This window comes from Chitinophaga terrae (ex Kim and Jung 2007), assembly GCF_900107795.1.
Lineage (GTDB): Bacteria > Bacteroidota > Bacteroidia > Chitinophagales > Chitinophagaceae > Chitinophaga > Chitinophaga terrae.
The window spans coordinates 91,405-117,738 of record NZ_FNRL01000001.1; the positions used below are offsets into that span (position 1 = coordinate 91,405).

21 protein-coding genes are annotated in these 26,334 nt (G+C 47.4%); 14 read left to right on the forward strand and 7 right to left on the reverse strand.

Features of this window, described 5'->3' with window-relative positions; genetic code table 11:
- The first annotated feature begins 130 nt into the window (after positions 1-130).
- From BLV62_RS00370 to glgX, 3 genes are all read left to right on the forward strand, one after another.
- Positions 131-805 (forward strand): phosphatase PAP2 family protein, encoded by a 675-nt coding sequence (locus tag BLV62_RS00370; protein ID WP_089757465.1) that lies wholly within the window; start codon positions 131-133, stop codon positions 803-805.
- Between the two features lie 71 nt (positions 806-876).
- Positions 877-1,602 (forward strand): DUF6882 domain-containing protein, encoded by a 726-nt coding sequence (locus BLV62_RS00375; RefSeq protein WP_089757466.1) that lies wholly within the window; start codon positions 877-879, stop codon positions 1,600-1,602.
- A 300-nt stretch (positions 1,603-1,902) separates the two neighbouring features.
- A complete protein-coding gene (gene glgX / locus BLV62_RS00380; protein ID WP_089757468.1) occupies positions 1,903-4,029 on the forward strand; it encodes a glycogen debranching protein GlgX in 2,127 nt (708 codons plus the stop codon).
- Here glgX and treY read toward each other — a convergent pair.
- From treY to BLV62_RS00405, 5 genes are all read right to left on the reverse strand, one after another.
- The gene (gene treY, locus BLV62_RS00385) at positions 4,021-6,666 is read right to left on the reverse strand and encodes a malto-oligosyltrehalose synthase (RefSeq protein ID WP_168927836.1); all 2,646 of its coding nucleotides are present in this window, start codon (positions 6,664-6,666) and stop codon (positions 4,021-4,023) included. The two genes, glgX and treY, sit on opposite strands and share 9 nt — an antisense overlap.
- The gene (gene treZ, locus BLV62_RS00390; protein WP_089757473.1) at positions 6,656-8,473 is read right to left on the reverse strand and encodes a malto-oligosyltrehalose trehalohydrolase; all 1,818 of its coding nucleotides are present in this window, start codon (positions 8,471-8,473) and stop codon (positions 6,656-6,658) included. Before treZ ends, treY begins: the two co-directional genes overlap by 11 nt.
- Positions 8,449-9,942 carry a 4-alpha-glucanotransferase gene (gene malQ, locus BLV62_RS00395; RefSeq protein ID WP_089757476.1) on the reverse strand — a complete coding sequence of 498 codons (1,494 nt, stop codon included), beginning with the start codon at positions 9,940-9,942 and terminating at the stop codon, positions 8,449-8,451. Before malQ ends, treZ begins: the two co-directional genes overlap by 25 nt.
- Positions 9,943-9,964: 22 nt before the next feature.
- Positions 9,965-10,441, reverse strand: coding sequence for a response regulator (locus tag BLV62_RS00400; RefSeq protein ID WP_089757479.1), 477 nt, complete (start codon positions 10,439-10,441; stop codon positions 9,965-9,967).
- A gap of 280 nt (positions 10,442-10,721) precedes the next feature.
- A complete protein-coding gene (locus tag BLV62_RS00405; RefSeq protein ID WP_089757481.1) occupies positions 10,722-11,417 on the reverse strand; it encodes a DUF2461 domain-containing protein in 696 nt (231 codons plus the stop codon).
- 156 nt (positions 11,418-11,573) lie between these two features.
- Between BLV62_RS00405 and BLV62_RS00410 the strand changes: the two genes are divergently transcribed.
- From BLV62_RS00410 to BLV62_RS00435, 6 genes are all read left to right on the forward strand, one after another.
- Positions 11,574-12,140, forward strand: a complete 567-nt coding sequence (locus tag BLV62_RS00410; RefSeq protein ID WP_139169862.1) for an RNA polymerase sigma-70 factor — start codon at positions 11,574-11,576, stop codon at positions 12,138-12,140.
- A gap of 76 nt (positions 12,141-12,216) precedes the next feature.
- Positions 12,217-13,332: a FecR family protein gene (locus tag BLV62_RS00415; RefSeq protein ID WP_089757486.1), complete on the forward strand. Its 1,116-nt coding sequence runs from the start codon at positions 12,217-12,219 to the stop codon at positions 13,330-13,332.
- Positions 13,333-13,529: 197 nt separating this feature from the next.
- Positions 13,530-16,991, forward strand: a complete 3,462-nt coding sequence (locus BLV62_RS00420; RefSeq protein WP_089757488.1) for a TonB-dependent receptor — start codon at positions 13,530-13,532, stop codon at positions 16,989-16,991.
- A gap of 18 nt (positions 16,992-17,009) precedes the next feature.
- The gene (locus BLV62_RS00425) at positions 17,010-18,503 is read left to right on the forward strand and encodes a RagB/SusD family nutrient uptake outer membrane protein (RefSeq protein WP_089757490.1); all 1,494 of its coding nucleotides are present in this window, start codon (positions 17,010-17,012) and stop codon (positions 18,501-18,503) included.
- Positions 18,504-18,508: 5 nt separating this feature from the next.
- Positions 18,509-20,074 (forward strand): glycoside hydrolase family 16 protein, encoded by a 1,566-nt coding sequence (locus BLV62_RS00430; protein ID WP_089757492.1) that lies wholly within the window; start codon positions 18,509-18,511, stop codon positions 20,072-20,074.
- A gap of 120 nt (positions 20,075-20,194) precedes the next feature.
- Positions 20,195-20,605, forward strand: a complete 411-nt coding sequence (locus tag BLV62_RS00435) for a VOC family protein (protein ID WP_089757494.1) — start codon at positions 20,195-20,197, stop codon at positions 20,603-20,605.
- Between the two features lie 46 nt (positions 20,606-20,651).
- On the opposite strand, the gene BLV62_RS28735 is transcribed toward BLV62_RS00435, so the two are convergent.
- Complete coding sequence (locus BLV62_RS28735; protein WP_258522403.1) at positions 20,652-20,777, reverse strand: hypothetical protein; 126 nt, start codon at positions 20,775-20,777, stop codon at positions 20,652-20,654.
- 53 nt (positions 20,778-20,830) lie between these two features.
- Here BLV62_RS28735 and BLV62_RS00440 point away from each other — a divergent pair, with 53 nt between their 5' ends.
- A complete protein-coding gene (locus BLV62_RS00440) occupies positions 20,831-21,256 on the forward strand; it encodes a hypothetical protein (protein WP_089757496.1) in 426 nt (141 codons plus the stop codon).
- A 130-nt stretch (positions 21,257-21,386) separates the two neighbouring features.
- Here the strand turns inward: BLV62_RS00440 and BLV62_RS00445 are convergent, their stop codons facing one another.
- Positions 21,387-21,980 carry a DUF4468 domain-containing protein gene (locus BLV62_RS00445; RefSeq protein WP_089757498.1) on the reverse strand — a complete coding sequence of 198 codons (594 nt, stop codon included), beginning with the start codon at positions 21,978-21,980 and terminating at the stop codon, positions 21,387-21,389.
- Positions 21,981-22,427: 447 nt separating this feature from the next.
- Here BLV62_RS00445 and BLV62_RS00450 point away from each other — a divergent pair, with 447 nt between their 5' ends.
- The 4 genes from BLV62_RS00450 to kynU all read left to right on the forward strand — a co-directional run bounded on the left by BLV62_RS00450 (position 22,428) and on the right by kynU (position 26,332).
- Positions 22,428-23,297 carry a HEPN domain-containing protein gene (locus BLV62_RS00450; protein ID WP_089757500.1) on the forward strand — a complete coding sequence of 290 codons (870 nt, stop codon included), beginning with the start codon at positions 22,428-22,430 and terminating at the stop codon, positions 23,295-23,297.
- Positions 23,298-23,429: 132 nt separating this feature from the next.
- Positions 23,430-24,293, forward strand: a complete 864-nt coding sequence (locus BLV62_RS00455) for an XAC2610-related protein (RefSeq protein WP_089757502.1) — start codon at positions 23,430-23,432, stop codon at positions 24,291-24,293.
- 25 nt (positions 24,294-24,318) lie between these two features.
- Positions 24,319-24,810, forward strand: a complete 492-nt coding sequence (locus tag BLV62_RS00460; RefSeq protein ID WP_089757503.1) for a DinB family protein — start codon at positions 24,319-24,321, stop codon at positions 24,808-24,810.
- Between the two features lie 223 nt (positions 24,811-25,033).
- On the forward strand, positions 25,034-26,332 hold the full coding sequence (gene kynU / locus BLV62_RS00465; protein WP_089757505.1) for a kynureninase: 1,299 nt from the start codon (positions 25,034-25,036) through the stop codon (positions 26,330-26,332).
- Positions 26,333-26,334 lie beyond the last annotated feature (2 nt).

Here is a 26,334-nt window from a genome sequence, read left to right on the forward strand (position 1 = left end):
TAAAAGGCGGGCAATAATATTTGTTATCAAATCGGGTCAACGGTTTTCCCTGGCTATACAGAAATCCATGCTTCTTCAGAATTTCTCCTGATTTCATTCACATCTTTATTTTAATAAATCCTACACTGTTATGAAGTCCATTATACAGATGATCGCCTTTATACTAATTTGCTATGCCAGCCTCGCACAAACAAGCGACAGCATCCCGTCTCCCTCCAGGCCTCATTTCTCATACCGCCAGTTAAATATTCCTATTATTCTCGGCGGCCTTGGCTTAGCCAGCAATGGCAATGGAAGAGAATCCCTGAAAAACGAAATAGTGGAGGAACGGAACGAACACATTCCCCGTTTTCATACCTCTATCGACAACTACCTGCAGTTTTCTCCTATCATTATCGCGTATACTTTGGATGCGGCAGGTATTAGCTCCCGGACAGATCTTCAGAATAGAACAGCTATCCTGGTTAAAGGAGAACTAATGATGCTTGCCAGCGTCATGGCGCTCAAAAAACTCACTCACCAGCTCAGACCAGATGAATCTTCATACAACTCGTTCCCTTCCGGGCATACTGCGCAGGCTTTTGCAGCAGCTACCTTTCTCAGCGAGGAGTATAAAGACAGGTTTCACTGGATGCCTTATGCTGCTTACGGGCTGGCTTCCGCAGTGGGAGGGCTCCGAATGGCCAACAACCGCCACTATATTTCTGACGTTCTGCTGGGCGCCGGCATAGGCATCCTTTCTACCAAAGCAGCCTACTGGACCCATCACTTTAAATGGGGAAAACATGGCAAGCAATTGCTGTAAATTACTTTTTATCGTTACTTTTGGCCCTATTCAGATTCTCCCACACAGAGATGTAACCCAAAAAAAACGCCATGAGCTTTTTTAAAAATCTATTTGGTAAAGAAGAACCATCAACAACCGGAACACCTGTCAATTTCCAGGAACCAGGAAGATCAGCGCAGGAACTCACAGAACAATATGCCGCATGGGGATTAGACAAACAACATAATCTTTCCGAAGTGATCGGCGACAACTCCTGGAATATAGACCTGGATAAAGGAGAGCTCAGCTTTGGAGACAACCTCTCTTTTCCTGTGCAGGTGTTGGGAACTTTTTCGCATAGTTCAGAAACCTGGTTATGGGCATGGGCCAATACCGGTTCAAATATACCTCCGCAATTACTGGAACAGGCATTACAGTTGAAAAAACATGGCGAACAGTATGACATCCCAATGTTTAAAAACCAGACCTTTGATGCTACGGTGAACGATCTGCACCTGATCGGCATGATCGCTTCCGGCATATTCAACTCCAGCGCTTATTATGCTGCAGATTACGGGCAAGGCATTTTGCTTGTTACCCTCAGATCCGAAATTATCGACAAAGCGGATCGCAGCGATGCCGCCAGGATAACAACAGTATTTCCGCAGATCATTTCTTTCTTTGAAATGAACCACCTGAACGCTTTTAAAAACTATGTAGAAAGAAGAGGGTATACAGTCAGCACCCGCGACAACCAGGTAACCGCCGTGAAAGACGGAACAACCATCACCGCCACATTCGATGAAGTGGGCAGACTTACTAACCTGAAAGCATAACCGGCGGTTGCACGCAAAGGCGCGAAGTTTCACGCAAAGGGGCATAAGAAGCAAAGACGCAAAGATTTTAAATAAGAAGCAAAGGAGTAAAGACTAGGTTTCGGTAATCTTTACTCCTTTACTTCTTAATATTCGCTTCGTTCAAATAATCTTTGCGTCTTTGCTTCTTATGCCCCTTTGCGTGAAACTTCGCGCCTTTGCGTGCAACCTCCGCTGCTGGCATTCGCTTTGATACACCTTGTTGCTGTATCGTTATACTACGTGCGCATTGTACATTAACCTTAAAACCGATTCGGATAGATGGAAACTACTACTTACCCGGGAAATCCCTTCCCAATGGGGGCGACCTGGGATGGAGAAGGCGTTAACTTTGCACTGTACGCAGAAAATGCCACCCGCATAGAACTTTGCTTATTCAGGGAACCATACGGAGAAAAAGAATATGAAACCATTCGCCTCGCAGAACGTACAGGCAATATATGGCATGTTTACCTGCCCGGCGCCAGGCCCGGTTTGCTATATGGCTACCGTGTCCATGGCCCTTATGCACCCGGAGAAGGACATCGGTTCAATCCTTCCAAACTGCTCATAGATCCTTATGCCAAAGCCATCGGCGGAACAATAAACTGGCATAATTCATTGTTCGGTTACGAAATAGGAAGCAGTGAAGAAGATCTCAGCTACAGCGAAACGGACAGTGCACCGTTTATTCCTAAAAGTGTAGTGATAGATCAACAGTTTGACTGGGGAGGCGACCGGCCGCCTAAAACTTCTTTCGTAAATACTATCATTTACGAAACACATGTAAAGGGATTTACTCAACTGCACCCCGATATCCCCGAAGAGATCAGGGGAACTTATAAAGGCATTGCCCACCCTGTAACAATCGAATACCTGAAAAACCTGGGGATAACAGCCATAGAGCTCATGCCCATACACCATTTCGTGGCCGATCGTCACCTTGTCGAAAAAGGACTTACAAATTACTGGGGATATAACAGCATCGGATTTTTTGCACCGGATGCCCGTTATGCCGCTACCGGCTGTTGCGGAGAACAGGTGAACGAATTTAAAGAGATGGTAAAGGCCCTGCATGCAGCAGGTATTGAAGTGATCCTGGATGTGGTGTATAACCATACTGCTGAAGGCAATCATATGGGACCAACACTCTCGTTCAAGGGGGTCGATAACTCCGTGTATTACCGGCTGACAGACGACAAACGGTATTACATGGATTATACAGGCACAGGGAATACGCTCAATGCCCGCCTCCCTAATGTGCTCCGCCTCATCATGGACAGCCTGCGGTACTGGATCACGGAAATGCATGTCGACGGTTTCCGTTTCGACCTGGCCGCAACCCTGGCGCGGGAACTTCACGAAGTGGATAAACTCAGCGCCTTTTTCGATATCATTCACCAGGACCCGGTTATATCGCAGGTTAAACTCATTGCCGAACCCTGGGACCTGGGAGAAGACGGTTACCAGATAGGTAAATTCCCTAACGGCTGGGCTGAATGGAACGGCAAATACCGTGATAGTATCCGCGACTACTGGAGAGGGGCCGACAGCACCATTGGTGAATTTGCCTCCCGCATCACAGGGAGCGCCGATCTCTATAAAGACGACTACCGGCGCCCCACTGCCAGCATTAATTTCATCACGGCGCACGACGGGTTTACCCTCCATGACCTCGTATCGTACAACGAAAAACATAACGAAGCAAACGGCGAGGACAATAACGACGGAGAAAGTCATAACCGTTCCTGGAACTGCGGGTTCGAAGGACCGACAGACGACCCTATGGTCAATGCACTGAGAAAAAAACAGAAGAAGAATCTTATTGCCACACTATTCCTATCGCAGGGTGTACCTATGTTGCTGGCCGGCGATGAACTGGGCAGAACGCAACAGGGGAACAACAACGCCTATTGCCAGGATAATGAAATAAGCTGGCTGAATTGGCAGCAAATGGATAATGACCTGGTAGAATTTACGAAGAGAGTTATCCGGCTGCGTCGCGAACATCCCGTATTTTCGCGCAAACGCTGGTTCAAAGGGCAGCCGATAGAAGGGCATGGCATAGAAGATATCGCCTGGTTCCTTCCTGAAGGCAGCCATATGGAAGAAGAACACTGGGATACCGACTTTGCAAGATCCCTGGCCGTTTACCTGAACGGGTTATGTTTAAGGACCCGCGATAATAAAGGAAAGCAGATCTTCGACGACAGCTTTTACCTGATCTTTAACGCCCATGATTCAGAATTGGAATTTAAGTTGCCGCCGAAGCAGTATGGCGATAAGTGGCAGGTTGTCTTAAATACCGCCGTAGATGATGACAACAGCATTTACGAAGCAGAAGGAACAATAAAAGCAACCGGCAGGTCATTGATCGTATTAATGAAAGAAGAAAATAAATCAGCCTGATACTGGCTCCAATAAAGCAACCGGGAAACTCTCCAATTCTGTTAACGGGAGTTTCCCGTTTTCGCTGCTGATAATAGCTCCTGTAAAGATATTCCGCCAACGGGTAGTCACTATTCCGCCAGGTAACTCCAGGTGGTCATGCTGGCCAAGAACCGGCAACGAAACGATTACAATACATATCTTTTCGTTTTGTTGACGGGCGTAAGCCATTACTGTATCTTCATCTTTGCTCAACGCAACATAATCGCCTTCCCTGAATAAATCGGCATGCTGCTTTCTGAATGCTAACGTCTTGTAACATACATATAACTTTTCCCATGCTTCCTCCCGTTTTTCATTCAATAGTTCTTTTAAGGCAATACCATCTTCTTCCACTTTCTTAACTGTAGAAAGAATATCCATCCGCTCCTTATAATCTACCGGGCGGCGATTATCAGGATCTACAAAGCTAAAGTCCCACAACTCGCATCCCTGGTAAATATCAGGCACTCCCGGGGCGGTCAGTTTAATTAAAAACTGGGCCACAGATAATTGAGGGGCGCGTTGCTGCACCTTCTCCATAAAACATATCACACTGCTGACAAACTCATGATCCGGCGTAAATAATCCTTTGACGAAATTCAGGCAGTGCTGTTCATATTCTTCATTAGGCGTTACCCAGTCGGTATGTTCTTTTGATTCCCTCAGCGCTTTTATCGTGTAGTCGGAAAGCCGCGTTATAAAATCCTCGTTCAGTTTATCCTGACCCGGCCAGCCGGAGATAACAGATTGATAGATCAGGTATTCGTCGTTCTCTGAAGGGGCATGGTCTGTTTTCAATGAACTGTTCATGGCATGCCACAGCTGTACCTGCTGTATCCAGAGGTCGGGCAACATGGTAAGGGTATTCAGCCGCATACGCCCGTCTTCACCGCGTTTGGTATCGTGCGTGGTAGTTGTATTCAGTGAACCCGGGAAAGCTAGCTGCCGTTGCAGGCACCAGGCATGGAACTGCGCGGGTGAACATTTTACACCGGATGGCGAATCACCAACATCATTATGCGATAACAATGCATTGTAAACATAGAACACGGTATCCTCTACGCCTTTTGCCGTTAACGGTCCGGTGAACTGCATTAATCGCTTCAGGAATTTCAATGCCATTTCAGGCTTTTCGGCAGCGGCCTTCCACCAGGAACAGAACAGCTCAAACTCTTCCGATAAGGCAGGGGCAAACTGTTTAGCCCTGGCAACTGCAAATTCCAGCACTTCCTGTTCCGGCGCTGATAAAGGCCAGTTTTGAGGGTATAGCCTGTATACAGGCATAGAGGCCATGATCAATCCTAACGCTTCCTTCACCTTTTGCCGGTGCGCATTTTCCGGCGCCAGTCCATACTGGAACAAGAGGCGCACAAGGTTTTCCCAGTCTGCTGCCAGTTGTGTTTGCAGTATAGCTACTTTCTTCTCCCTGACCACCCTTTCATATTTAGCCAGGGCGGGAAACTGCGTACGATAAAACCTGTCAATGGTTTCTTTGCCCAGGTGCCTGGTAAGCAGGTGGTTAACATGCGCCAGGAATTCGTATCCTGTTGTACCATCCAGGCCCCAGTTCTGCGGCAGTTCTTCTCCTTCTGCCAGTATTTTTTCAGCGATGATATAGCATTTATCGCCAAACAATTTCCTTAACCGCCCCACGTATTCGCCCGGGTCCATGAGCCCGTCTATATGATCTATCCGCAAACCCTGTATAATATCTTCTTCATATAGCTGGTGTACAAACCGGTGCCACACATCAAAAACCTGCTGATCTTCCATACGTAAAGTGATCAGGCCATTGATAGTAAAGAACCGGCGGTAGTTCAGGCGTTTGTCTGTTTCCTTCCAGTGAGTAAGAATATAATATTGCTCTTCCAGCAGAACGGCCAGGAAGTCGGGCGCTTCGTTCACCGGCTCGAGGATGGAAGATAAAGTTTGCCGGGTCTTTTTATCAGCAAACAACGCTTGTTTGTTTTGCCGCCAGCTTTCCAGGTCGGGCGACTGTTGCGCCTCCCTGCCAACCTTTCCTAACAGGTCCACAATCTCTGGCGGATGTTCTTTTGATTTATTCAGCAGGAAAGCGTAACCGGGAACAGAAAGCGGGAACTTAAGTCCGGCGGCTTCAACGCTGATCCCGTTTTCACCGGCAACCAGGCATACTTGTTTTGATTTTATTGCCTCTTCCAACGTTTCTCCCAGGAACGGGATCATCAACCGGCCATTCAATTGCGGATCGTGATGTTGCCAATCGATATCAAAGAAATTATAATAAGGGGAAGCCGGCCCTCTTTCCAACACATCCATCAGCCAGGCATTATCCGGATGCAGGGCCATGTGGTTAGGAACGATGTCCTGTATCCAGCTCATCCCACGCTTTTTCAGCGAAGCACTGATACGTCGCAGATCTTCCAGTGTTCCGATAGCAGGATTGATGCGGTGTAGATCCACACCATCGTACCCGTGCATACTGCCGGGAACAGCGCTGAAGATTGGCGAAGCATAAATAGTGGAGATACCCAGTTGTTCCAGGTAATCCAGGATTTCCTCCAGTTGTGCGAATGTAAACTGCTCATTGAACTGCAGGCGATAAGTACTAAGCGGGAAAAAACGATCAGTTTCCATAAGATCCAATTTCATAAACAACAACAGACATAGGAGGTACAGCTATTTCGCCACTGGCTGGGGGCTTTGCGGGTGCTGCGTCGACCGACGAATTCAGTATCTCCCGTAACCTTCCATTATTTTCATAAACAAAAGATTGAACCTCCGAGCCCAGGTTAAATGCCAGCAATAACCTCTCCTCTTTTGCACTTCTCTCCAGCACCAATAAAGATGATTGCTCCCTGAAATAAACCGTGGTCGCTTCTCTTGCCGTGTTCTGCAATGCAGGACGGGATTGCCGTAGTTGTAATAATGTTTTATAAAAAGAAAGTATTGCTGCAGAAGTTTCATCCTGGATATTCCAGCTTAGTTTGCTTCCGTTGAATGTTTCCTCAGCCTGTGGATCAGGCGCTGTTCCTTCGTGCGCAAACTCCTGCTGCCTTCCTTCTTTTACCGCTTTCACCAGGTCAGGATCTGAGTGGGAAGTAAAGAACCGGAAAGGATTTTTTTCTCCATATTCTTCTCCCATAAATAACAGTGGAATAAAAGGAGATAAAATTACGGCTGCAGCCGCCAGCTTCAGTGCAGCTACTGGCAGGTTAGCAGATAAGCGATCACCCAACAGGCGGTTGCCTACCTGGTCGTGGTTTTGGGAGAAAACAACAAATTGATGGAAAGGCAGGCCTTCGGGCTTTTTTCCGAACCGCCGCTTGCGATGAACGGAATATTGACCGGTATAAACGTATACATCACTAAAAGACCGGGCCAGCGCTTCCAGGCTGCCAAAATCCTCGTAATACCCTTGTTGTTCACCCGTCAGCAAGGCATGCAGTGCATGATGGAACTCATCTACCCATTGCCCGTCAAGACCATATCCGCCCTGCAGCGGCGGGCTTACATACCTCGGATCATTCAAATCAATTTCCCCTATGAGCAATTTCCTCCTTCCACACCTGGTTTCCAGGTCTCTTACCGCTGTTGCCAACTCTGCGGTGAAATGCACTGCACTGCTATCGAAATACGCATGCACTGCGTCCATGCGCAGGGCGTCTATATGAAACTCGTCCAGCCATCTTAAGGCATTCTGGATAAAGAATCCCCGAACAGCATCACAATATGGTCCGTCGAAATTAATAGCATCGCCCCAGGGTGTTTTATATTTATCTGTGAAGTAAGGTCCGAAGTCGCGCAGGTAATTCCCTTCAGGGCCCAGGTGATTGTATACCACGTCCAGGATCACGCCTAACCCGGCTTTGTGAGCCGCATTCACCAATGCTTTCAGGTCGTCGGGCGTTCCGTAACTGTTCTGCACGGCAAAGGGAAACACGCCGTCGTAACCCCAGTTCCTGTTGCCGGGAAATTGCGCTACCGGCATCAGTTCAATAGCTGTTATTCCCAGGTCTTTCAGGTAGGGAAGCCGTTGCCTGATACCATCAAAAGTTCCTTCGGGCGAAAAAGTACCTGTATGTAATTCGTAAATGACCAGTTTTTCGGGAGCTATCCCTTTCCAGTCATGATCCGTAAAAGTGAAGTTGGATGCGGCAATAAATGAAGGACCGTGTACGCCTTCCGGTTGCCAGTATGAAGCAGGATCGGGACGTCGCAGGTCTTCATCCAATATGTACCAATAAGGGGTACCGGGTTGTATATCTGTTACCTTCGCTTCCCAATACCCGTGTCCTGTTGCATTCATCGGTATATCGTTGTCCCCTAAACGAAGTGCAACAACCTGGCGAAAAGGCGCCCATACACGGAAAACAGTGGTTCCGTCCGGCTGCCTGGTTACCCCGGCATTTAGATAGTTTATCGGTTGTATAGTAGTGTCCATTTTTTTAATCTCTTCATTCTCTTTTTATCAAATGCCCCGGGTAACATTCTCCAGCTCCAATGTTGTCCTGCTCCTGCGGGCGTATTCATACGGGAAGCGGAGCCCAGGCCCAGCACATCCTGCATCGGCATAATTACATTGTCTGCAACGCTGGCGTAGAGCATCTTTCCAAGCAGGAGGTGTACTTTTTTCCCAACGGGTTTCACCCCGGCGTATTGCCGGAGGTTTTGCTTGGCGTTCATCCCGGCTTCTTCTTTCCACCAGCCTTTGGTAGTATTGTTATCATGCGTTCCTGTATAGGCATAACAATGCCTGGGATATTGATGAGGAATATGCGGGGATTCGGGCATATCATCGCCAAATGCAAACTGCAATACTTTCATTCCCGGCAGGGAAAATTCATCACGCAGGTCCAGCACCGGCTGGTCAATATCTCCAAGATCTTCCGCCACGAAGGGGTTTGATGGAAATGCATCTTTCATTGCTTTCAGCAAACTACCGCCGGGTCCGGGCTGCCAGGTACCTTCTTTTGCAGTAGGTTTGTCGGCAGGAATATTCCAGTATGCAGAAAAAGCCCGGAAATGATCCAGGCGCAGCAGGTCGAACCAGTGCATATTCCGTTTAATGCGCTTCAGCCACCATTCATAATTGGCAGCCTTCATCGCTTCCCAGTTATATACAGGCATATTCCAACGCTGCCCTTCCGCATTAAAATAGTCCGGCGGTACACCTGCAACAAAAGTCATGGCGCCTTTGGTGTCGAGATGGAACATCTCCTGTTCACTCCATACATCTGATGCGGTGTGACTGATATAAAACGGAAGATCGCCCAGCAATTGAATGCCTAATTGCTGGCAGTATTTTTTTAGAGAGGTCCATTGCCGGTCAAAGATAAACTGCCACCATTGCTCTTTCCGGGCAATGACGGCATGGTTGCCTGTCAGCTTCGCCGTTTTTTTGCGATCAGCTGCCGACCACTCCCACCAGGGTTTCCCTCCATATTTAACTGTAAGCGCTTTATGGGTTACATAATCCTGCAGCCAATCGCTTTCCTGTTTGCAAAATGTTTCGAAAGCTTCCTGCAATTCGGGGAACGACCTCCTGGTATATGTCTGCCAGGCGGTTTCCAGCATGGCGATCTTATGCCTTGCCGCAATATCAAAATCCACCCGGCTTGTAGAAGGGTGTTTGTATTGATCTAAGGTTTTCTCATCGAGCAGGCCGTCTTTTGCCAACAACTCCGGGCTGATCAGCAGTATATTTCCAGCCATTGCCGACAGCGCGCTGTACGGTGAGGCATTGGACGGATCTATCGGGTTAACAGGTAACATCTGCCAGATGCGCTGTCCACTTTTGTGCAGCTTCCTTGCAAATGCATAAGCTGCTGGTCCTATATCTCCCATTGCGAAAGGTCCGGGCAGGGAAGTTATATGCAAAAGTATACCTGCTTTCCTGGTAGCTAGCGACATACGGTGGATTTAGCAGTTGGTATCAGGCAGATAAACGATGAGGCGCCTTTGGTACAGGTTGCTGATGACGAAGCATCAGGGTCATTGTATCAGTTTCCTGTGGAGCATAGCTCTTCGTGAAGAGCGCAGACAATGCATCTCTTAATAAATAAATGTCCGGCTGCTTGCGAAGACTGTCTGTAAAGCCCGCCCCTTTCAGGTCTAGCGACGATACTTTACTGTTAGCATCTGCAAAATAGATAACGGGTACATTGGCCAGTCGTTTCGCCTGGCGTATAATCCTAATAAATTGCGCAGCAGCGTCAACGGGCATGGAAGAACTTATAAAAATGTAGTTGGGAGTAAAATCAGTTTTTTCCTGAAGGTATTCCAATGCATTTTTAAGGTTATCATGGCACACACAGGCACGGCTAACATTCAAAAGGTCTAAAGACAAATAAAATTGAATGCGTTGATCAGGCTTTTCATCAATTAGTAAGCTGGTAATCCGATTGTTCATACGACAAAAATGTTGGGATTTCACTAGATATCTAGATATCAATAGCAAAACAAACCAAGTGCCGGATAAAGATATGATAACATGAATCCCTTTACTGTGGCTGATTTCGTAATGTTTTTATTTTTTCTTAAAAAAGAATTCAATAAAACAGGCGTGTAAAAATGCAGCAGTGTGGAAATTAATGGAGAAGCTAATCCGCAGTGTGGAAGCGTTTTGCCGGCTTCATCCGAAGTTATTTTGGGGCTAAAAAGAAGACCGGGAAATATGTTCCCGGTCCTAACTATAATCCGTTAGCGTCGGAAGACAAGACTTCACTCATATAATCAAAGAAAGGCCGCATAGCTGCAAAGGCTTTACCGGCTTCCTTCCTGAACTGGGGCGACAATACCTCTTCATCGGTAAAACGGCGGATAAGGAGGTATTGTTTATGACGCAGCAGGTCTGCCGCTTCATGGGCGGCATCGTAGCCGCGCGGTATTTTTTTTAGCTGCTCGCCTTCGAGTGATCCGAAAGTGGATTTAAACAACTTGCTGTTGATGATTTTTTTTATGGGAGATGGATCAAAGGAGATATCGTCGCGCACCTTTTTCAGGTCGTCTGCCGACGGCCCCCAGAACCCGCCTCCGATGAAGCTGTTACCTTGTTCAATGTGAAAATAGTACCCGCCCCGGCGAGATGAAGTGGCTCGTTTAAAGCTGCCGCTCCAATGAGTTTTGTACGGCGTTTTATCTGCAGAAAAACGGGTATCGCGATAGATGCGGAAAAGACTTTGTTTGCCGGAAGCGGTTTCTATGACGTCATGGGCTGAAAGATCTTCCAATAACGCATCTGCAAATATTTCAATTTGTTTCAGCTCCCGCAGGTAATCGTCTTTATGCTCATTGAACCATTCCCGGTTGTTATGTTTCTTTAACGCGCCTAAAAAATCAAAACTCGACTTTTGTATACCTATCCCGCCTGTTGTTTTCTTAGCCATTTAGAAGATATTTTTTGAGGATAAAAAATGAATGATGCAAATGTAAAATAAATTTCACCTTTGCCCGGCCCCGGGGCTAACCGTTACCGGTTTTGCGGGATTCGCGAAAAAAACGCTAATTTGGCCCTGAGGCTTTACCGCAGGTATATTACGTTTATGAGGGATTATAACGCGATCAGCGATGCAGCATTGCTACCTTTAATTAAGGAAGGTGAAGTTCAGGCGTTTAATGAGTTGTACACCCGTTATTTCAGGATGTTGTACTCGTATGCCTGGAATATCCTGGATAATGAGGAAGAATGCAGTGATGCCGTGCAGGAGATATTCGTATGGCTGTGGGAAAACCGCGGCACCCTGCAGGTTACCACTACTATTAAAGGCTACCTGATGGCAGCCGTTAAATACCGCCTTGCCCGCATTATACAAACTTCCCGCCGCCGTGCGGCCATCCTGGCGGCCAATGTAACTTTACCTGCCGTTACTAATATTGAAGAAGATATTGAAGCAAAAGAACTGAAGAGAGTGATCACCGCTTTCTCTGAAACTTTGCCTCAACGCGCCCGGGAAATTTTCCAACTTAGCCGGGTACAACATCTTAGCAACAAGGAAATTGCCGCCCAGATGGGCATCTCCGAGAAAACAGTGGAAAACCAGATCACTATTGCACTGAAAAAACTCCGGTCGGACCTGAACAAAAAAATGCTTTCTTTCCTCCTGCTGTAAAATTTTTTCTTCCCTTTTGGGGGGAAGCCTCTTTTTATGTCCCTTAATTAGTGAACAAGTACTTAACAGGCGTTACATGGATCAATCACGCATTGCAGAAATTATAGATCGAATAGCGAATAATACCGCTACAGATGAGGATCTGGCGGTTTACAACGCCTGGTGCAATGCACAACAGAAAGGCAAACCCGGGTTAGGCGACCTGTCGGCCAGGGAAACGCTGGTACTGGAAAGGGTCCATCAACAGGCAGGCATCTCCCGGGGCCGGGTATTCCCTTGGCGCATGGCTGCGGCAGCCGCCCTGGCAGGCATCCTCGCAGGAGGGTATTTCTGGTCCAGGCAGGGTAACAAGCCAAAGGAGCCCTTGGCTGTTTCCATACCTGCGAAACAAAACGACGTAGCAGCGGGTAAAAACACCGCCACCCTCATCCTGGCCAACGGGAAGAAAATAATACTTTCGGGCGCCCAGGCGGGGAAGCTCACCAGCCAGGCTGGCGCTGAAGTGACCAAAACCGCAGACGGTTCACTGGCCTACCACTCTGTCAGCAACCCGGCAACCGTAGAGTATAATACGCTAACCACCGCGCGGGGAGAACAATACCAGATCACGTTGTCTGACGGCACAAAGGTATGGCTGAACGCTGCCACCAGTTTAACTTTTCCCGCATCGTTCGCCCAACTGGCTGAACGAACCGTGGAAGTCCAGGGAGAAGCCTACTTTGAAGTAGCCAGCGATCCTGCACATCCTTTCAGGGTAAAAACCGGCAAACAGCAGGTACAGGTATTAGGCACCAGCTTTAATGTGAATAACTATGCAGACGAACCGCTGGTCAGGACTACCCTGCTGGAAGGCGCTGTAAAGATCAATAACGCACAGGTGCTGAAGCCTGGACAACAAGCCATCAGCGCTCCGAACGGAGCATTAAAAATTGTGAACGTCGATACCAATGGCGCCATCGCCTGGAAAAACGGGTACTTTGAATTCAAAGACGAGAACATTTATGATGTAATGCGGAAAATAGCCCGCTGGTACAACGTGGAAATCATTTATGAGGGCGATATCCCTACAGATGAAATGGAAGGAACCATCTCCCGTTATGAAAACGTATCAAAAGTATTGGGAACAATTGAAAAAGCAGGAATATTAAAATTCAGGATAACCGGAAAGAAAATTTATGTAAGCAAGTACTAAGCAAAACAGTGAACAATAACTACAGTGAACATTTAAAGCCACGCCAATGAAGTAAAAACGCCAACGACAAAATTCTCCTTACAAAAAACGTGAAAGTGAGGAAGCACTTCCACGTCGGTAGTAAGGTTTCAATCAAAATCAAATTTTTCGCGCACCGAAAAACTAACATCGAATTTAAAACCAAACCTCGTAAAGGTATGACATTAAACCTTCTTCACAAAGGAGGCAGGGCGAGCTATTGCCGGCCTTCCAAAATTTTCGTTTTCATGCGGATAGCTACCACATTACTTCTAACAGCGTTCGTCAGCCTCAGTGCTGTTGCTAATGCGCAGAAAGTCACCCTTTCTGAGAAGAACGCTTCTCTGGCTACGGTCATCCGGCAACTGCGAAGCCAGACAGGCTATAATTTTTTCTACGTTAAAGATCATCTGAATACTGCCAAACCTGTAAACATTTCTGTCACGGATGTACCACTGGCGGAAGCGCTGAATATCATCTTTGCAGACCAGCCACTGACTTATGTCATAGATGGGAAGGAGATCATCCTCCGGAAAAAAACAAATGCCTCAACTCCCAGTCCTCTTACCGAAGTAACCGGTAAAGTGCTGGACAGCGACGGCGCCCCGCTGCCTTTCGTGAGCGTAGCGGTAAAAGGCAGCCAGAAAGGAGCTATCACCAAAGCGGATGGTAGTTTCAGCCTGAACGTTACGAAAGGAGATGTGCTGCTGATCAGGTCTATCGGCTTTGAATCACAGGAAATCGTTTATGCAGGTCAACCAACTTTGGATATCCGTCTGAAAAGAGCTACCAGCAGTTTGTCCGACGTGGTGGTGATCGGCTATGGCAGTGTAAAACAAAAAAACCTGACAGGCGCCGTAACCACCGTTAAAGGCAAAGACCTGGACATCAGCGCCAGCACCAGTTTCCAGGGCGCGTTGCAAGGTAAGGCAGCCGGCGTACAGGTAATACAGCCTACCGGGCAACCCGGTGCAGGCATCAGAGTACAGATCCGGAGCAACCCTTCTTTTGCTGTAGATGCAGGCGTATTGTATGTAGTAGATGGCATACCGGTAATGGACGCCGCTGAACAACCGGTAACAGGCACCAAGTACGGTAAAAATGAAACAGGAGGCGTTGATAAATCACCGCTCAACTTCATCAACCCGAACGATATTGCCTCCATAGAATTCCTGAAAGACGCCAGCGCCGCCTCTATCTATGGCGCCCGCGCAGGTTCCGGCGTTGTGCTGATCACTACTAAAAAAGGGATCAGCGGCAAACCGAAGGTCGACTATACAGGCTCCTACGGCATCCAGAACGCGGATAAAATGTATCCCGTTTACGAGGCCGCCGATTACATGATACAACGCAACCTGCTGAAAGAAGAAGTATGGTCGCGCGATAACCAGGTGGCTCCTTATTATGGCGCCAAAGATCCTTCAACCGTAACCAACCCTTTCATACCTGTTTACTCCCAGCAGCAGATCGATTCTGCCCGCGGCAACAGGGAAAAAGCTACAGACGCTATCACCCGCTCCGGCTACACGCAACAGCATAACCTGGCGCTCTCCGGCGGCAACGGCAAAACCAATTACTATGTTTCCGGCAACTACTTCGATCAGAAAGGCGTGATCATAGGCACCGACTATAAAAGATATAACGGCCGCCTGAGCCTCGACCAGATGGTATCCGACAAGATCAAACTCGGCGCCAGCATGATCCTTTCCAATTCTGCAGCCAACAACACTTTCACCGGCGGCGCCAACGAAAACGGCGGTATTATCACTTCCGCCATCTACTGGGCGCCTGTGCAACCGCTGCAACTTCCTAACGGCAGCTACCCAGTAAGTCCTTATTATCCCAATATCCCTAACCCTTTGTCGTATGGTACGGTTACCGACCTTACCAATATGACCCGCACGCTCAGCACCGCCTTCGCCGAGTGGACCATCATTCCTGAACTGAAGGCCAATGCCCGTTTCAGTTATGATAACTCCAACTCCAAAAGATCCACCTACCTGCCAAGAACTTTTTATCTCGGCGCCCAGGTGAACGGTTCTGCAAGTATTGCACAATCGGAAGCGAAATCCACGTTGCTGGAATACACCCTGGCATATAATAAAGCCTTTTCTGAAAAACACAGCCTCAGCGCAATTGCAGGCTACAGTTACCAGAAATCGGGTTGGGAAGGATTTAATGCCGCCAACCAGGGCTTCCTCGCAGATATTACCAAGTACTACGACCTGGGTTCAGGGCAGGCTATCAAACCTACTGTAGGTTCCAGCAAATCAGAAACCATATGGGCTTCTTACTTTGCCAGGGCTATCTATACCTACAAAGACAACATTACCTTGCAGGCGTCTCTGCGTCGTGACGGCTCCTCCGTATTCGCAGAAAATAAGAAATGGGGATACTTTCCCGGCGTTTCAGCAGGCTGGGTATTGTCTGAAGAAGCTTTCCTGAAAGGCTTTACAGCCCTTTCTTTCCTGAAAGCGAGAATTGGATACGGAGAAACAGGCAACAGCGCTTTCAGGTCGGCCGCCACGGTAGTATATAACACCGCGCAAAGCCCCTACTTCGGTACCGGCAATATCAACTCCGGCCTGGTGATGACCCGCGCCGCCAACCCGAACCTCACCTGGGAAACAGCGGGCGAACTGAATGCGGGAGTGGACTTTGCCTTTTTCAATAACAGGCTTTCCGGCTCATTTGATTATTATCGCAAAACCATCCGCAACCTTATCACCCAGATCCGCTTCCCTACAGGATTTGTGATCGACGATGTGTTTACCAATGCCGGTAAAACCCGTTCTACCGGTTATGAAATTGCTTTACACAGTAAGAATATCGCATCAAAGAGCGGCTTCTCCTGGTCGACCAGCCTGAACTTCTCCCATTATCTCAACTACTGGGTAGAACGCTCAGCGGCCGCCCTGGCAGTATTGCAGCCTTATGAAATTGCTACGGGTAAAGATGCATTGTTCAACCCGATCTTCGGGTATATTTCAACAGGTCTTTACAAAGGCGACAAAGGCGCCGCTCCTTCCTATATGCCAGGTATATTGCCGGGCGGACTTATCATCAAAGACATAAGAGGCTACGATGCCAATGGCAAGATCACTGATCCCGACGGCGCTATCACAGCGGCCGACAGAACTTACCTGGCCAACGGAGATCCCCGCTTTAACTTTGGTATCGGCAACCAGTTCTCTTATAAGAACTTCGACCTGAATATTTTCTTCTCAGGCCTGGTACAGAAAAAATGGTCGCCATACCTCTCGGGTCGCATCAGCGAAAGCACCACCAACCAGTTCGGGTTCAATGCCATGCCTGTTTCTTCCAGCCGCTGGACTTTCAAAAATCCGAACGGCGATTTCCCAACAGCGCTGACAGATGGTTCATATTCACAATTCCAGAACGCGTCCAGCTATTGGATCGCGGACGCTTCCTTCCTGCGCTGCCGCAACATCACGCTGGGATATGCGTTGCCGGCGAAAGTATTAGAGAAACAAAAACTTTTCTCCGGTATCCGCTTCTCGTTCGATGTACAGAATCCATTTACCATCACGAAGTACCCCGGCCTGGACCCGGAACTGGACCCGGATAACTTCTACCCGCTGGTAAAAAGTTATGTATTTGGTGTAAACGTATCCTTCTAATTATTTAACCGGACAATCATGAAACATATATATAACCGACTCGCTTTGCTGGGATGCCTCGCTGCTTTCAGCGCATGTGAAAAAGATCTGCAATACAAAACCTATGGCGACCTCTCCGACGTGGTAAGTACTACAGAAGGCGCCGTGGCAGCCGTGAATGCTGCATACACCGGTTTGGCCGGCGGTTCCGACTGGCAGGGCGGCTGGGATGCCGGTACCTATGCCTGGCGCACCCAGGCCATGATGACCACCGACGAAGGCATCTGCTCCTGGGGCGGCAATTGGATCCCGCTGCGGAACCTGAATTATACACCGGACTTCGACTGGGTAACACATAATTACGGACGGTACACTCCATATATCTCCCGCATTGCCATTTCGCTGGACAACCTGGAGAAACTGGACATCAACGCCGATCTGAAAAAACGTTACATAGGCGAACTGAAAGCATTGAGAGCGCACTATGCACAACTGCTGTATTTTAACTATGGTCCTTTTACCATTGTTACAGACGCCAAAGTAGCCGCTAATCCTGATGCGCCATACCTTCCACGTCCTTCAATTGAAACCGTGGTAGCGCAGATCGAAAAAGATTACAAAGAAGCAGCAGCAGCGTTGCCCGATAAATTCACCGGCAGCGATTATGGCCGCTTCTCCAAAGCTGCAGCCCTTACAGGTTTGATGAAGTTGTATATGCATGAGAAGAAATGGGCCGATGCAGTAACAGTAGGACAGCAGATCACCCAGCTGGGTTATTCGCTGCTGCCTAACTACGAAGATAATTTCAGCACTGTCAGCAAAGGAGGCAACTCGCCGGAAATGATCCTGGCAGTTGTTTGCTCTTCATCAGGCGGCGATCAGTATACGAATATGTGGCTGGCGCACGCTCTCCCGTCAGATTACAAGGATTCTACCGGCATCCCGCTGACAGCCTGGGGAGGTTATAAAATGCCATGGAGCAGCTACGATAAATTCGATAAGAAAGACAAAAGGCTCAAAGTATTGCTGGAATCCTATCCTACCGGTAAAGATGCGAATGGTAAGGTGATCTATAAAAACGCCAGGACAGCAGGCGAACTGGGAGCCATCCCTGTAAAATTTGCGCCGGATCCTTCCCGCGCCAACTCGCAGAACAGCGCGGTGGATTTTCCTGTCTACCGCTATGCAGATGTACTGCTGATGCTGGCCGAAAGCATTAACGAAGCAAATGGAGCGCCTAACCAACAGGCTTACGACGCAATTAACGCGGTAAGGGCAAGGGCCGGACTGGACAAGCTCCCAGCCGGATTGACCAAGGCGCAGTTCCTCGCCAAAATACAGGACGAACGCCTGTTTGAACTTTGGGGAGAAGGCTGGAGAAAAGATGACCTGATACGCTGGAACCTTTATATACAGCGCGCAGTAAAAGACGGTTCTACTACCGCCCAGGCATACAAGGTGCTGTTACCGTTACCAAGACAGGTGATCACCCAAAGCGGCGGCGTGATCAAGCAAAACGAGGGATATAATTAAGGATCATGAAGCGATTGTTCTATTTATTGTTTTTAATATCTGCAGGTTTGCAGGCGCAGGATCAGTCCTCGCCTGCAAACCTCCGGCTCAAAGGTACCCGCAGCTGGATCAGAGTATGTTGGGAAGGCGCTTCCAATACAAAAGGCTATCGCCTTTACTGGTCTGATAACGAACAGCAACCTGCTGCCCCGTTGGCAACAGTGGCTGCCGCCAACTGCTTTTACATACAGGGAGTCAAAGAAAATACTCACTACTACGTTTGGGTAGAATCATTAGATTCTAAAGAAACCTTCAGGGGCGCGGTAACAACATCCACGCACTGGAGCCTGGACACAACGGAGGCCCGGCAACTGGATATTCCAAGTTCCGCCGCCGTACCGGAAGGAATGAAGCTGTTCTGGCATGACGAGTTTAACGACTCGTTGCTGGACCGCAACAAATGGCATACTACCTATTATTCCAATATCGATTACCTGCGTAAAGACAACCTGGAAGCAATGCGCAACGGCGAGCTGCCGGAAGCGGCGTATAAGCTGAATGGGCGGACTATTAACATTTTCACCAACGATTCCCTGCCGGCTAAAGCATTTTACCCATCCAACGGCCGGAAAATATCTTCTATCCAAACCTACGACTGGCGTACTAACGAGAACCTGCTGGATAATAGTCGCGGCGGTTATTTCGAAGTTCGTGTAAAACGCAGCTTCACAGGCAAACCGCAGGGGCTTAACACCGCTTTCTGGTTCGACTCTCCGGGTCCTGACCTTAAATACTACCTCCAGGAGGGTACAACGCTCGATGGGGTTAAAGGTATACGGCCTAAAGGGCAGGTGTTTGAAATCGACGTTTTCGAGAACCTGGACGCACAATTTGTATTGCATGGCCATGTTGATGAGCATGGCAGGTTTGTACACAACCTGAACACGCATATTGCCAAAGGTTTTGAACACCGGGATCAATGGGTCACGCATGGCATATTATGGACGCCCAACAGCATCAAACATTACATCAACGGGCAGCTGATCAGGGCGTATACAGACAAGCACCAGATCTATTCGCCCAACCATGTGATGAATGTATTCCTGGGCGCCTATGGCGGCGGAGGGGCCGTGAACATGGAAGTAGATTATATACGCGGTTACCAGTGGCCGTTGGAAGATGGTAATGAGTTACCTAATCCCGGCTTCGACATCAATACAACTTTACTCCCCTGGGAAGGCAGCGGCGCCCTGACCAGCGGTCGCCAGGGCCAGGGAGTATTGCTAAAACCAGGGCAGGAAATTGAACAGTACGTGTACCTGGATAATGATAAGACCTACCAGTTAACCTACTGGCAACAGGGCAACGGTCAATTGCAGGCAACCGTGGAGAATATGAAGCTGGTAACAGGAGACTTGCAGCAAGCGGCTGCTCAGGCAACAGGAAGCAAAAATACCTTCACGGAACAGTGCCTGGATTTCAGAACAGGTAAAGAATACGACAGGAATATGAAAACTATTCGCGTTGCCTTTAAAAATACAGGCCGGCGCCCAATAGTGCTGGACGATGTAACGATCCGCAAAACGCATTAACGAAAACCTTACTACAGGAGGCTGCCGGTTTATAAACCGGCAGCTTTTTCTTTTTTAAAACCCTGCTGACATACTGTTGTCACTCCCCTGTCTTCTCTTTGCATAAAAAAGAATAACATTATGAATCTTGCATCTATCCGGATCATTACCACGCAGGTAAGGCAACTGGTTGAATTTTACGAATATGTTACCGGGCAGTCATTTACCTTTTACACAGAAGATTTTGCCGAACTGAGAACGGCTTCAGGCGCATTGGCGATTGGAAGCACCCGTACGCTGGAGCTGTTTGGGGGGCAGGCGGTTGCCTCAGCCGCCAGTAACCGGTCTGTTATTATTGAATTTTATGTAGATGATGTGGATGAACGGTACCAGCAGTTAACTGATATCGCACACAAAGATATTGTGCAGCCGCCAACCACTATGCCATGGGGAAACAGGTCGCTGTTATTCAGAGACCCCGACGGCAACCTGGTAAATTTCTTTACCCCTGTATCAGACGAGGCAAAAAAGAGGTTCAGTAAACAGGTTTAAGAGATAGCATCTGAAACGAGGCATAACGGGCATGCCTTGTTTCAGGTTATTCTCCAAACTGCTTTATTTTATCTTCTTCTGTATGAAAGCAAAAGATCCGCGCATCCAGTTTATCTTCTCCTATTTCTTCGTTAACGGGAGAGCAGTCATATAATCCTGAGCTTACCGGCATGTATATAACCAAAATAATGTTTTAATATTGAACAGAGTGAAACTATACACCATATGTTCGATATAGCAATACAATCCGCATTTACCCATTCTCCTGTTACCTATACAAACTGCAATGCTGAAAAAGCGATTACGCTGTACCAGGAAATAGACTGGGCAGGTATTTACAGGCAGATCGAGGAAAGCGGGAGCAGCCCCGAAAGCCCGTTTTATTATTATGAAATAAACCGGCGCAACCAGCTTGGGGAAAAAGAAACACTTTGCATTTCGGGAGATATAGGAGAGCTGGTAGGAATTGCGTACCAGCGACCGAAAATGGAGCGAAAAGGATTTTTCAGGAAGAAAGATGTGCTGAATCCTGAGTACCTCACGCAGATGAACGGTATGGACGCCGACCTCGCATTCTCCTGCCTGCAGGCGTTCATAAAAGGAGATACCGGTTTCCTGGAGCAGAACATGTACGATAAAGAGGAGAATTGACCGGGTATTGGTTCCCGGAAGAAGGATCTTTTACCTAGGGGCCATATTCACGGAAAAAGGCGCCTTAAGCGCCTTTAACACGGAGTTTAATGAACCTATTTATATGTGTATGGGAAGAAATGAGAACAAGTTAAAACTCGGCAGCCGAGCGATCTGATAAAGCTGCACTGGCGAAAGACAACAGGTTTTTGAACGAGCCATGCACCTTCCGGAAATAATCCATATTAGCAGCAATTTCCCGCCCCGATAATCTTTGCCGCCTGGAAAATTCGTTGAATGTTTCAAGTTTCCAGATAAGGCCATTGTTTTTCCTGTAACCGGAATCCGGCTCATAAATATTGCCCTCTATTGCCGCATCGCAAATAATAACCCGGGCCTTCCCGTTCCGGACGTAGATCTGCATCGTTATCCATATTTTCCGGTAGTCGGTTGAACTGGTACCGAAAGCCATAGGAGCATCCATGGGCAGATCAAAATAGGAAGAGAAAGCAATAATCCCTCCTTCCCTGTCCATTACCTGCGATGCGGGTAAGGTAGGCCTGAAATTACTGATTGCCCACACCTGCGCCCTGGTAAACAACTGGGAAGCGGGTATGCTATTAACATGGACAATGGTATCGTAGTACACTTTTCCATCTTTCGCCGGAAAAATATGATAGAGAGAATCCTGGGCATAGGTTTCGATACTGAGCATTAATAGCAGAACGGCGAGCAGTTTTTTCATAAACGGGATATTATCGGTACAGTAAAAGTCTTTAAGCCACTAAATCAAAAAGTACGCCATCCTGTTTATAGTTTCTCAAGCTACCTGCCATTCTACCGTGTGCTAAATGGAACGGCTATACTCCGGTTTACATCGATCCAATCCCTGAAAACATCTTTTTTAGAACAATAGACAACAAATTTGATGAATCGTTGGTTAGTATTACCTTCAGTTCCCAGAAATCTGGCTAGTTAAATTTTAAAATTAATAAATTGGTATCCAGGTTAAAACAATGACTTTCAGGATGATTTTAAATTGGATTAATAAACGATGGTAGCGAAACCCGATATCTGATATTTTTTCTTAGTTCTCCCCGAGCGCCAGACAGGCAAAAGGCATTTGTAAACGCCGGGCCTAATTAACGAGCTTCATTGTGCCACCACTTAAATACCGTTAAAAACACTAAAAGTGAAGAATTCCCTTGAGCATTTGCCTGCTGACAAGCAGGCCATCATTCATCGTACCTTGAACGACATAATCCGGATCATTGAACCGGAGATAGTCATTTTATACGGCTCCTATGCCACCGGCAACTGGGTGGAAGACAGGTATACAGAAGATCATGTGACCCTGGAATACAGGAGCGACTACGACTACCTGGTCATAACCAAAGACGATTGCGATAAATATGACATGTGGATCAATGCCATCCAAATGAAGCACCTGGCCAAATACCAGGTTGAGGTTAACATTATCTGCTACTCTGTCGACTATGTGAACAGCCGCCTCAGTGAAGGCATGTTCTTCTTCTCAGACATACAGCAGCAGGGCATTGTATTGTATGACACGAAACGTTTTTCTCTTACCAAAAAACGGCAACTGGCAGCATCAGAAAAAAAAGCAATTGCCCGTGAACATTTCGATATCTGGTTTCCCGCAGCACAAAGTGCCTGGAGAGGAGCTAATTTCTATCTCGAGGAAGGCGATCTTTACGAAGCCGACTTTATGCTGCACCGGTCAATGGAATCGGCCTATAATGCTATTTTGCCCATTTTCTGGGGTAACAGGCCTAAAACACACAACCTTGATAAGTTGCGGCAATTCGGCAAACCGTATTCCATTGAGCTGATGAAAGTATTTCCCAAGAACAGCGAATATGAAGTACACCTTTTCAACCAATTAAAAAAAGGCTATATACATGCAAGGTATAAAAGGAAATCGTTTGTCATAACCCAGGAAGAAGTACAGGAACTCATAAACAGGATGAAAACCTTCCTGGATATAACAGAGCGCATCTGTCTCGAAAAAATTGCCAGCTTTGATACAGAACAGCAGTAAGGATCTTAGCTTGTACGAATATGGATTGGTTGCTGCCGGAAATAAACACCGTGTCATTACTTATGGATCGCCCGGCTGTGACGGCCAGTTATATTGTACCTTTCCGTAATGGATAAAACCGGATGAAATATTATGATAAAAAAGCTGATCACATTGGCGGCGATATTGTTCTTTAATCAATTTTGCAGTGCACAGACCCAGGTGACTGTTACTTATAACTATACAGGAACGATAAGCAAATACCCCGTGGAAATGCAGTTGTTGGTAAACCGGGCAACTGATACCCTGGAAGGCGAATACTATTACCTGAAAAGCGGCATCGATGCCAAGTTATGGGTACGCGGCGTAAAAGGTCCGGGCAACTCAATTAACCTGACAGAAAAAGATTTCCGGCAACGCGACAAGGATGATCAATTTCGTATTACCGGGTTGTTTACGCTTACGGGTACGGATACCCTGTCGGGCAACTGGAAAAATCCCAACACCGGCGCTGTTCTTCCGGTAAAATTAGCGATGCGGGAAAAATTGAACGGGTTGCAACCTGCTGATTACAAATTCAAACTGCGGACCTATAAAGGGGAAATGACAGATGCAGGCAACCATCAGCGGATGTATACAAAGATCAACCAGCTGGACATTTATTACCAGGATAAGCTGCATCAGCGGATCGGGGGATTTGATCAATGTGTCGACAATAACCGGCCGGAAGTTATAATGGAAGACCTGAACTTCGATGGATACCTGGATCTGAAGGTCCCTGTGTACTTCCCTGAGCGGGTAAAATATGATGGTTCTTTCCTCTATTTCATCTATAATAAAACATCCCGCCAGTTTGAAATGCATCAGCAACTGATTGAACTTGAATACCTGACATTTGATCCTGTGAAGAAGGAAGTATCGCGTTACGACCAGGGAGCCGAAGGATTTATCATTAATTATTATAAATGGAAAGACGGAAAGGTTTATTTAGCCAGAACAGAGAGGGAGGAGCAATAGTATTCACAATTTAAAACATGATCTTATGATCAGAGAAAGCTTGTGGAAACAATTTGGCGCCAGCATTGATATGCTTATCAATGCTGTTTCTGCCTATCCTGAAAACCGCTGGTACGAGGAAAAGAAATTCTTTTATAATGCCTACCATGTGGCCATTTTTCTCGATTACTACCTCAGTATCCCCGCCGCCCCGCTTTCGTCGCCCCTCCCGTTCACGATCAGTGAAGAGATCCCTCCCCGTTGCATAGATGATATTGTTCCTGACAGGATCTATAGCCAGGCCGAAATACTGGCCTATTTGCAGGCAAGCAGGAAGAAATGCCACGATCTCATATTTAACCTGACAGACGCCGAATTTGCCATGGAATGGATCGAAACAGACGGAAACAAAAAAATGCCGGTTTTTGAACTGTTCTTATACAATATGCGACATGTGCAGCACCATGCGGCGCAGTTGAATATGATGCTGAGAACGGATACCGGTGATGCGCCCGGATGGATAAGAGCGGCCCGTTAAACCCCAAAAATATTTTGCCATGTAAGCAAATTTTATTTGCTTTGTTCCATTATTCCAGCCGATGGACAATATTTACAAAAATATCATTAACCGGCCTTCCTAGCAGGATTCCCCCCTGCCGGCAGTTTTCATCTGCTATTTTCTAACTGATTTATTACCATCATATCGTTGCCAGGTACAGTATGTATTTGCACGATTTCCAACCATTCAATTTTTTTCTTTTATGAATTTTGAAAACAATCTGGCTTTCGCGAGAAGCCTGGATCAACATGATCCCCTGCATCACCTGAGGGAAGAGTTCCTGTTTCCACAGCAGCATGGCGAGCCATTTATTTACCTCTGCGGCAACTCCCTGGGTCTGCAACCCAAAACAGCGCGTAAATATATTGACAGGCAACTCAGCAACTGGGAGAACCTGGCCGTTGAAGGCTGGTTCGAGGGCGAAACACCATGGATGTTCTATCACAAAGAACTAAAAGAAATGATGGCCAACATCGTTGGCGCCAGCCCGCTGGAAGTATGCCCTATGAATACCCTCACTGTAAACCTTCACCTGCTGATGGTGAGCTTTTACAGACCCGCCGGCAACAGGTATAAGATCATCATGGAAGCAGGCGCTTTCCCGTCCGACCAATATGCCGTGGAAAGCCAGGTGAAGTTTCATGGCTATGATCCGACAGATGCGATCATTGAAGTAGCGCCCCGCAATGGCGAGCATACATTAAGAACAGAAGATATACTGGCTGCCATCGCCGATAATGGTGAACAGGTTGCCCTGGTATTATTCGGCGGCATCAATTATTTCACCGGTCAATGGTATGATATGCCTGCTATCACAAAGGCCGGGCATAATGCAGGAGCAGTTGTAGGATTCGATCTGGCACATGCTGCAGGCAACGTACCGCTGCAACTCCACGACTGGGATATTGACTTTGCCTGCTGGTGTTCTTATAAATACCAGAATGCTGGCCCCGGCGGTATCAGCGGTATTTATGTGCATGAAAAACACTTTTCCGATTCGTCACTTAACCGGTTCGCCGGCTGGTGGGGCTACCAGGAACAGGAAAGATTCAAAATGGAAAAAGGATTTTTACCCGAAGCCGGCGCAGACGGCTGGCAAGTGAGTTGCTCGCAGGTCATTCCCCTGGCGCTCTATCATGCTTCTTTAAAGATCTTTGAGAAAGCAGGCTATATCCAGCCGCTCAGGCAAAAAAGCATTCAACTCACCGCCTACCTGCAATACCTTATCAGTGAAGTAAACAACAGCCTGGGCTTTGAACAATACAAGATCATTTCACCAGCCAGGCCCGAAGAACGGGGCGCGCAACTGTCTATCGTTGCCAAATACAAAGCGAAAGAAATATTTCATGCTCTTGTAGCGAACAATGTGCTTGGCGATTGGCGCGAGCCTAACGTCATCAGGCTTAGCCCGGCGCCGCTATACAACAGCTTCGAAGATGTATTTGCAACGGCACAACGATTGATGAACATAAGTAAAGAATTGCTCACCTCCCAACAATAACT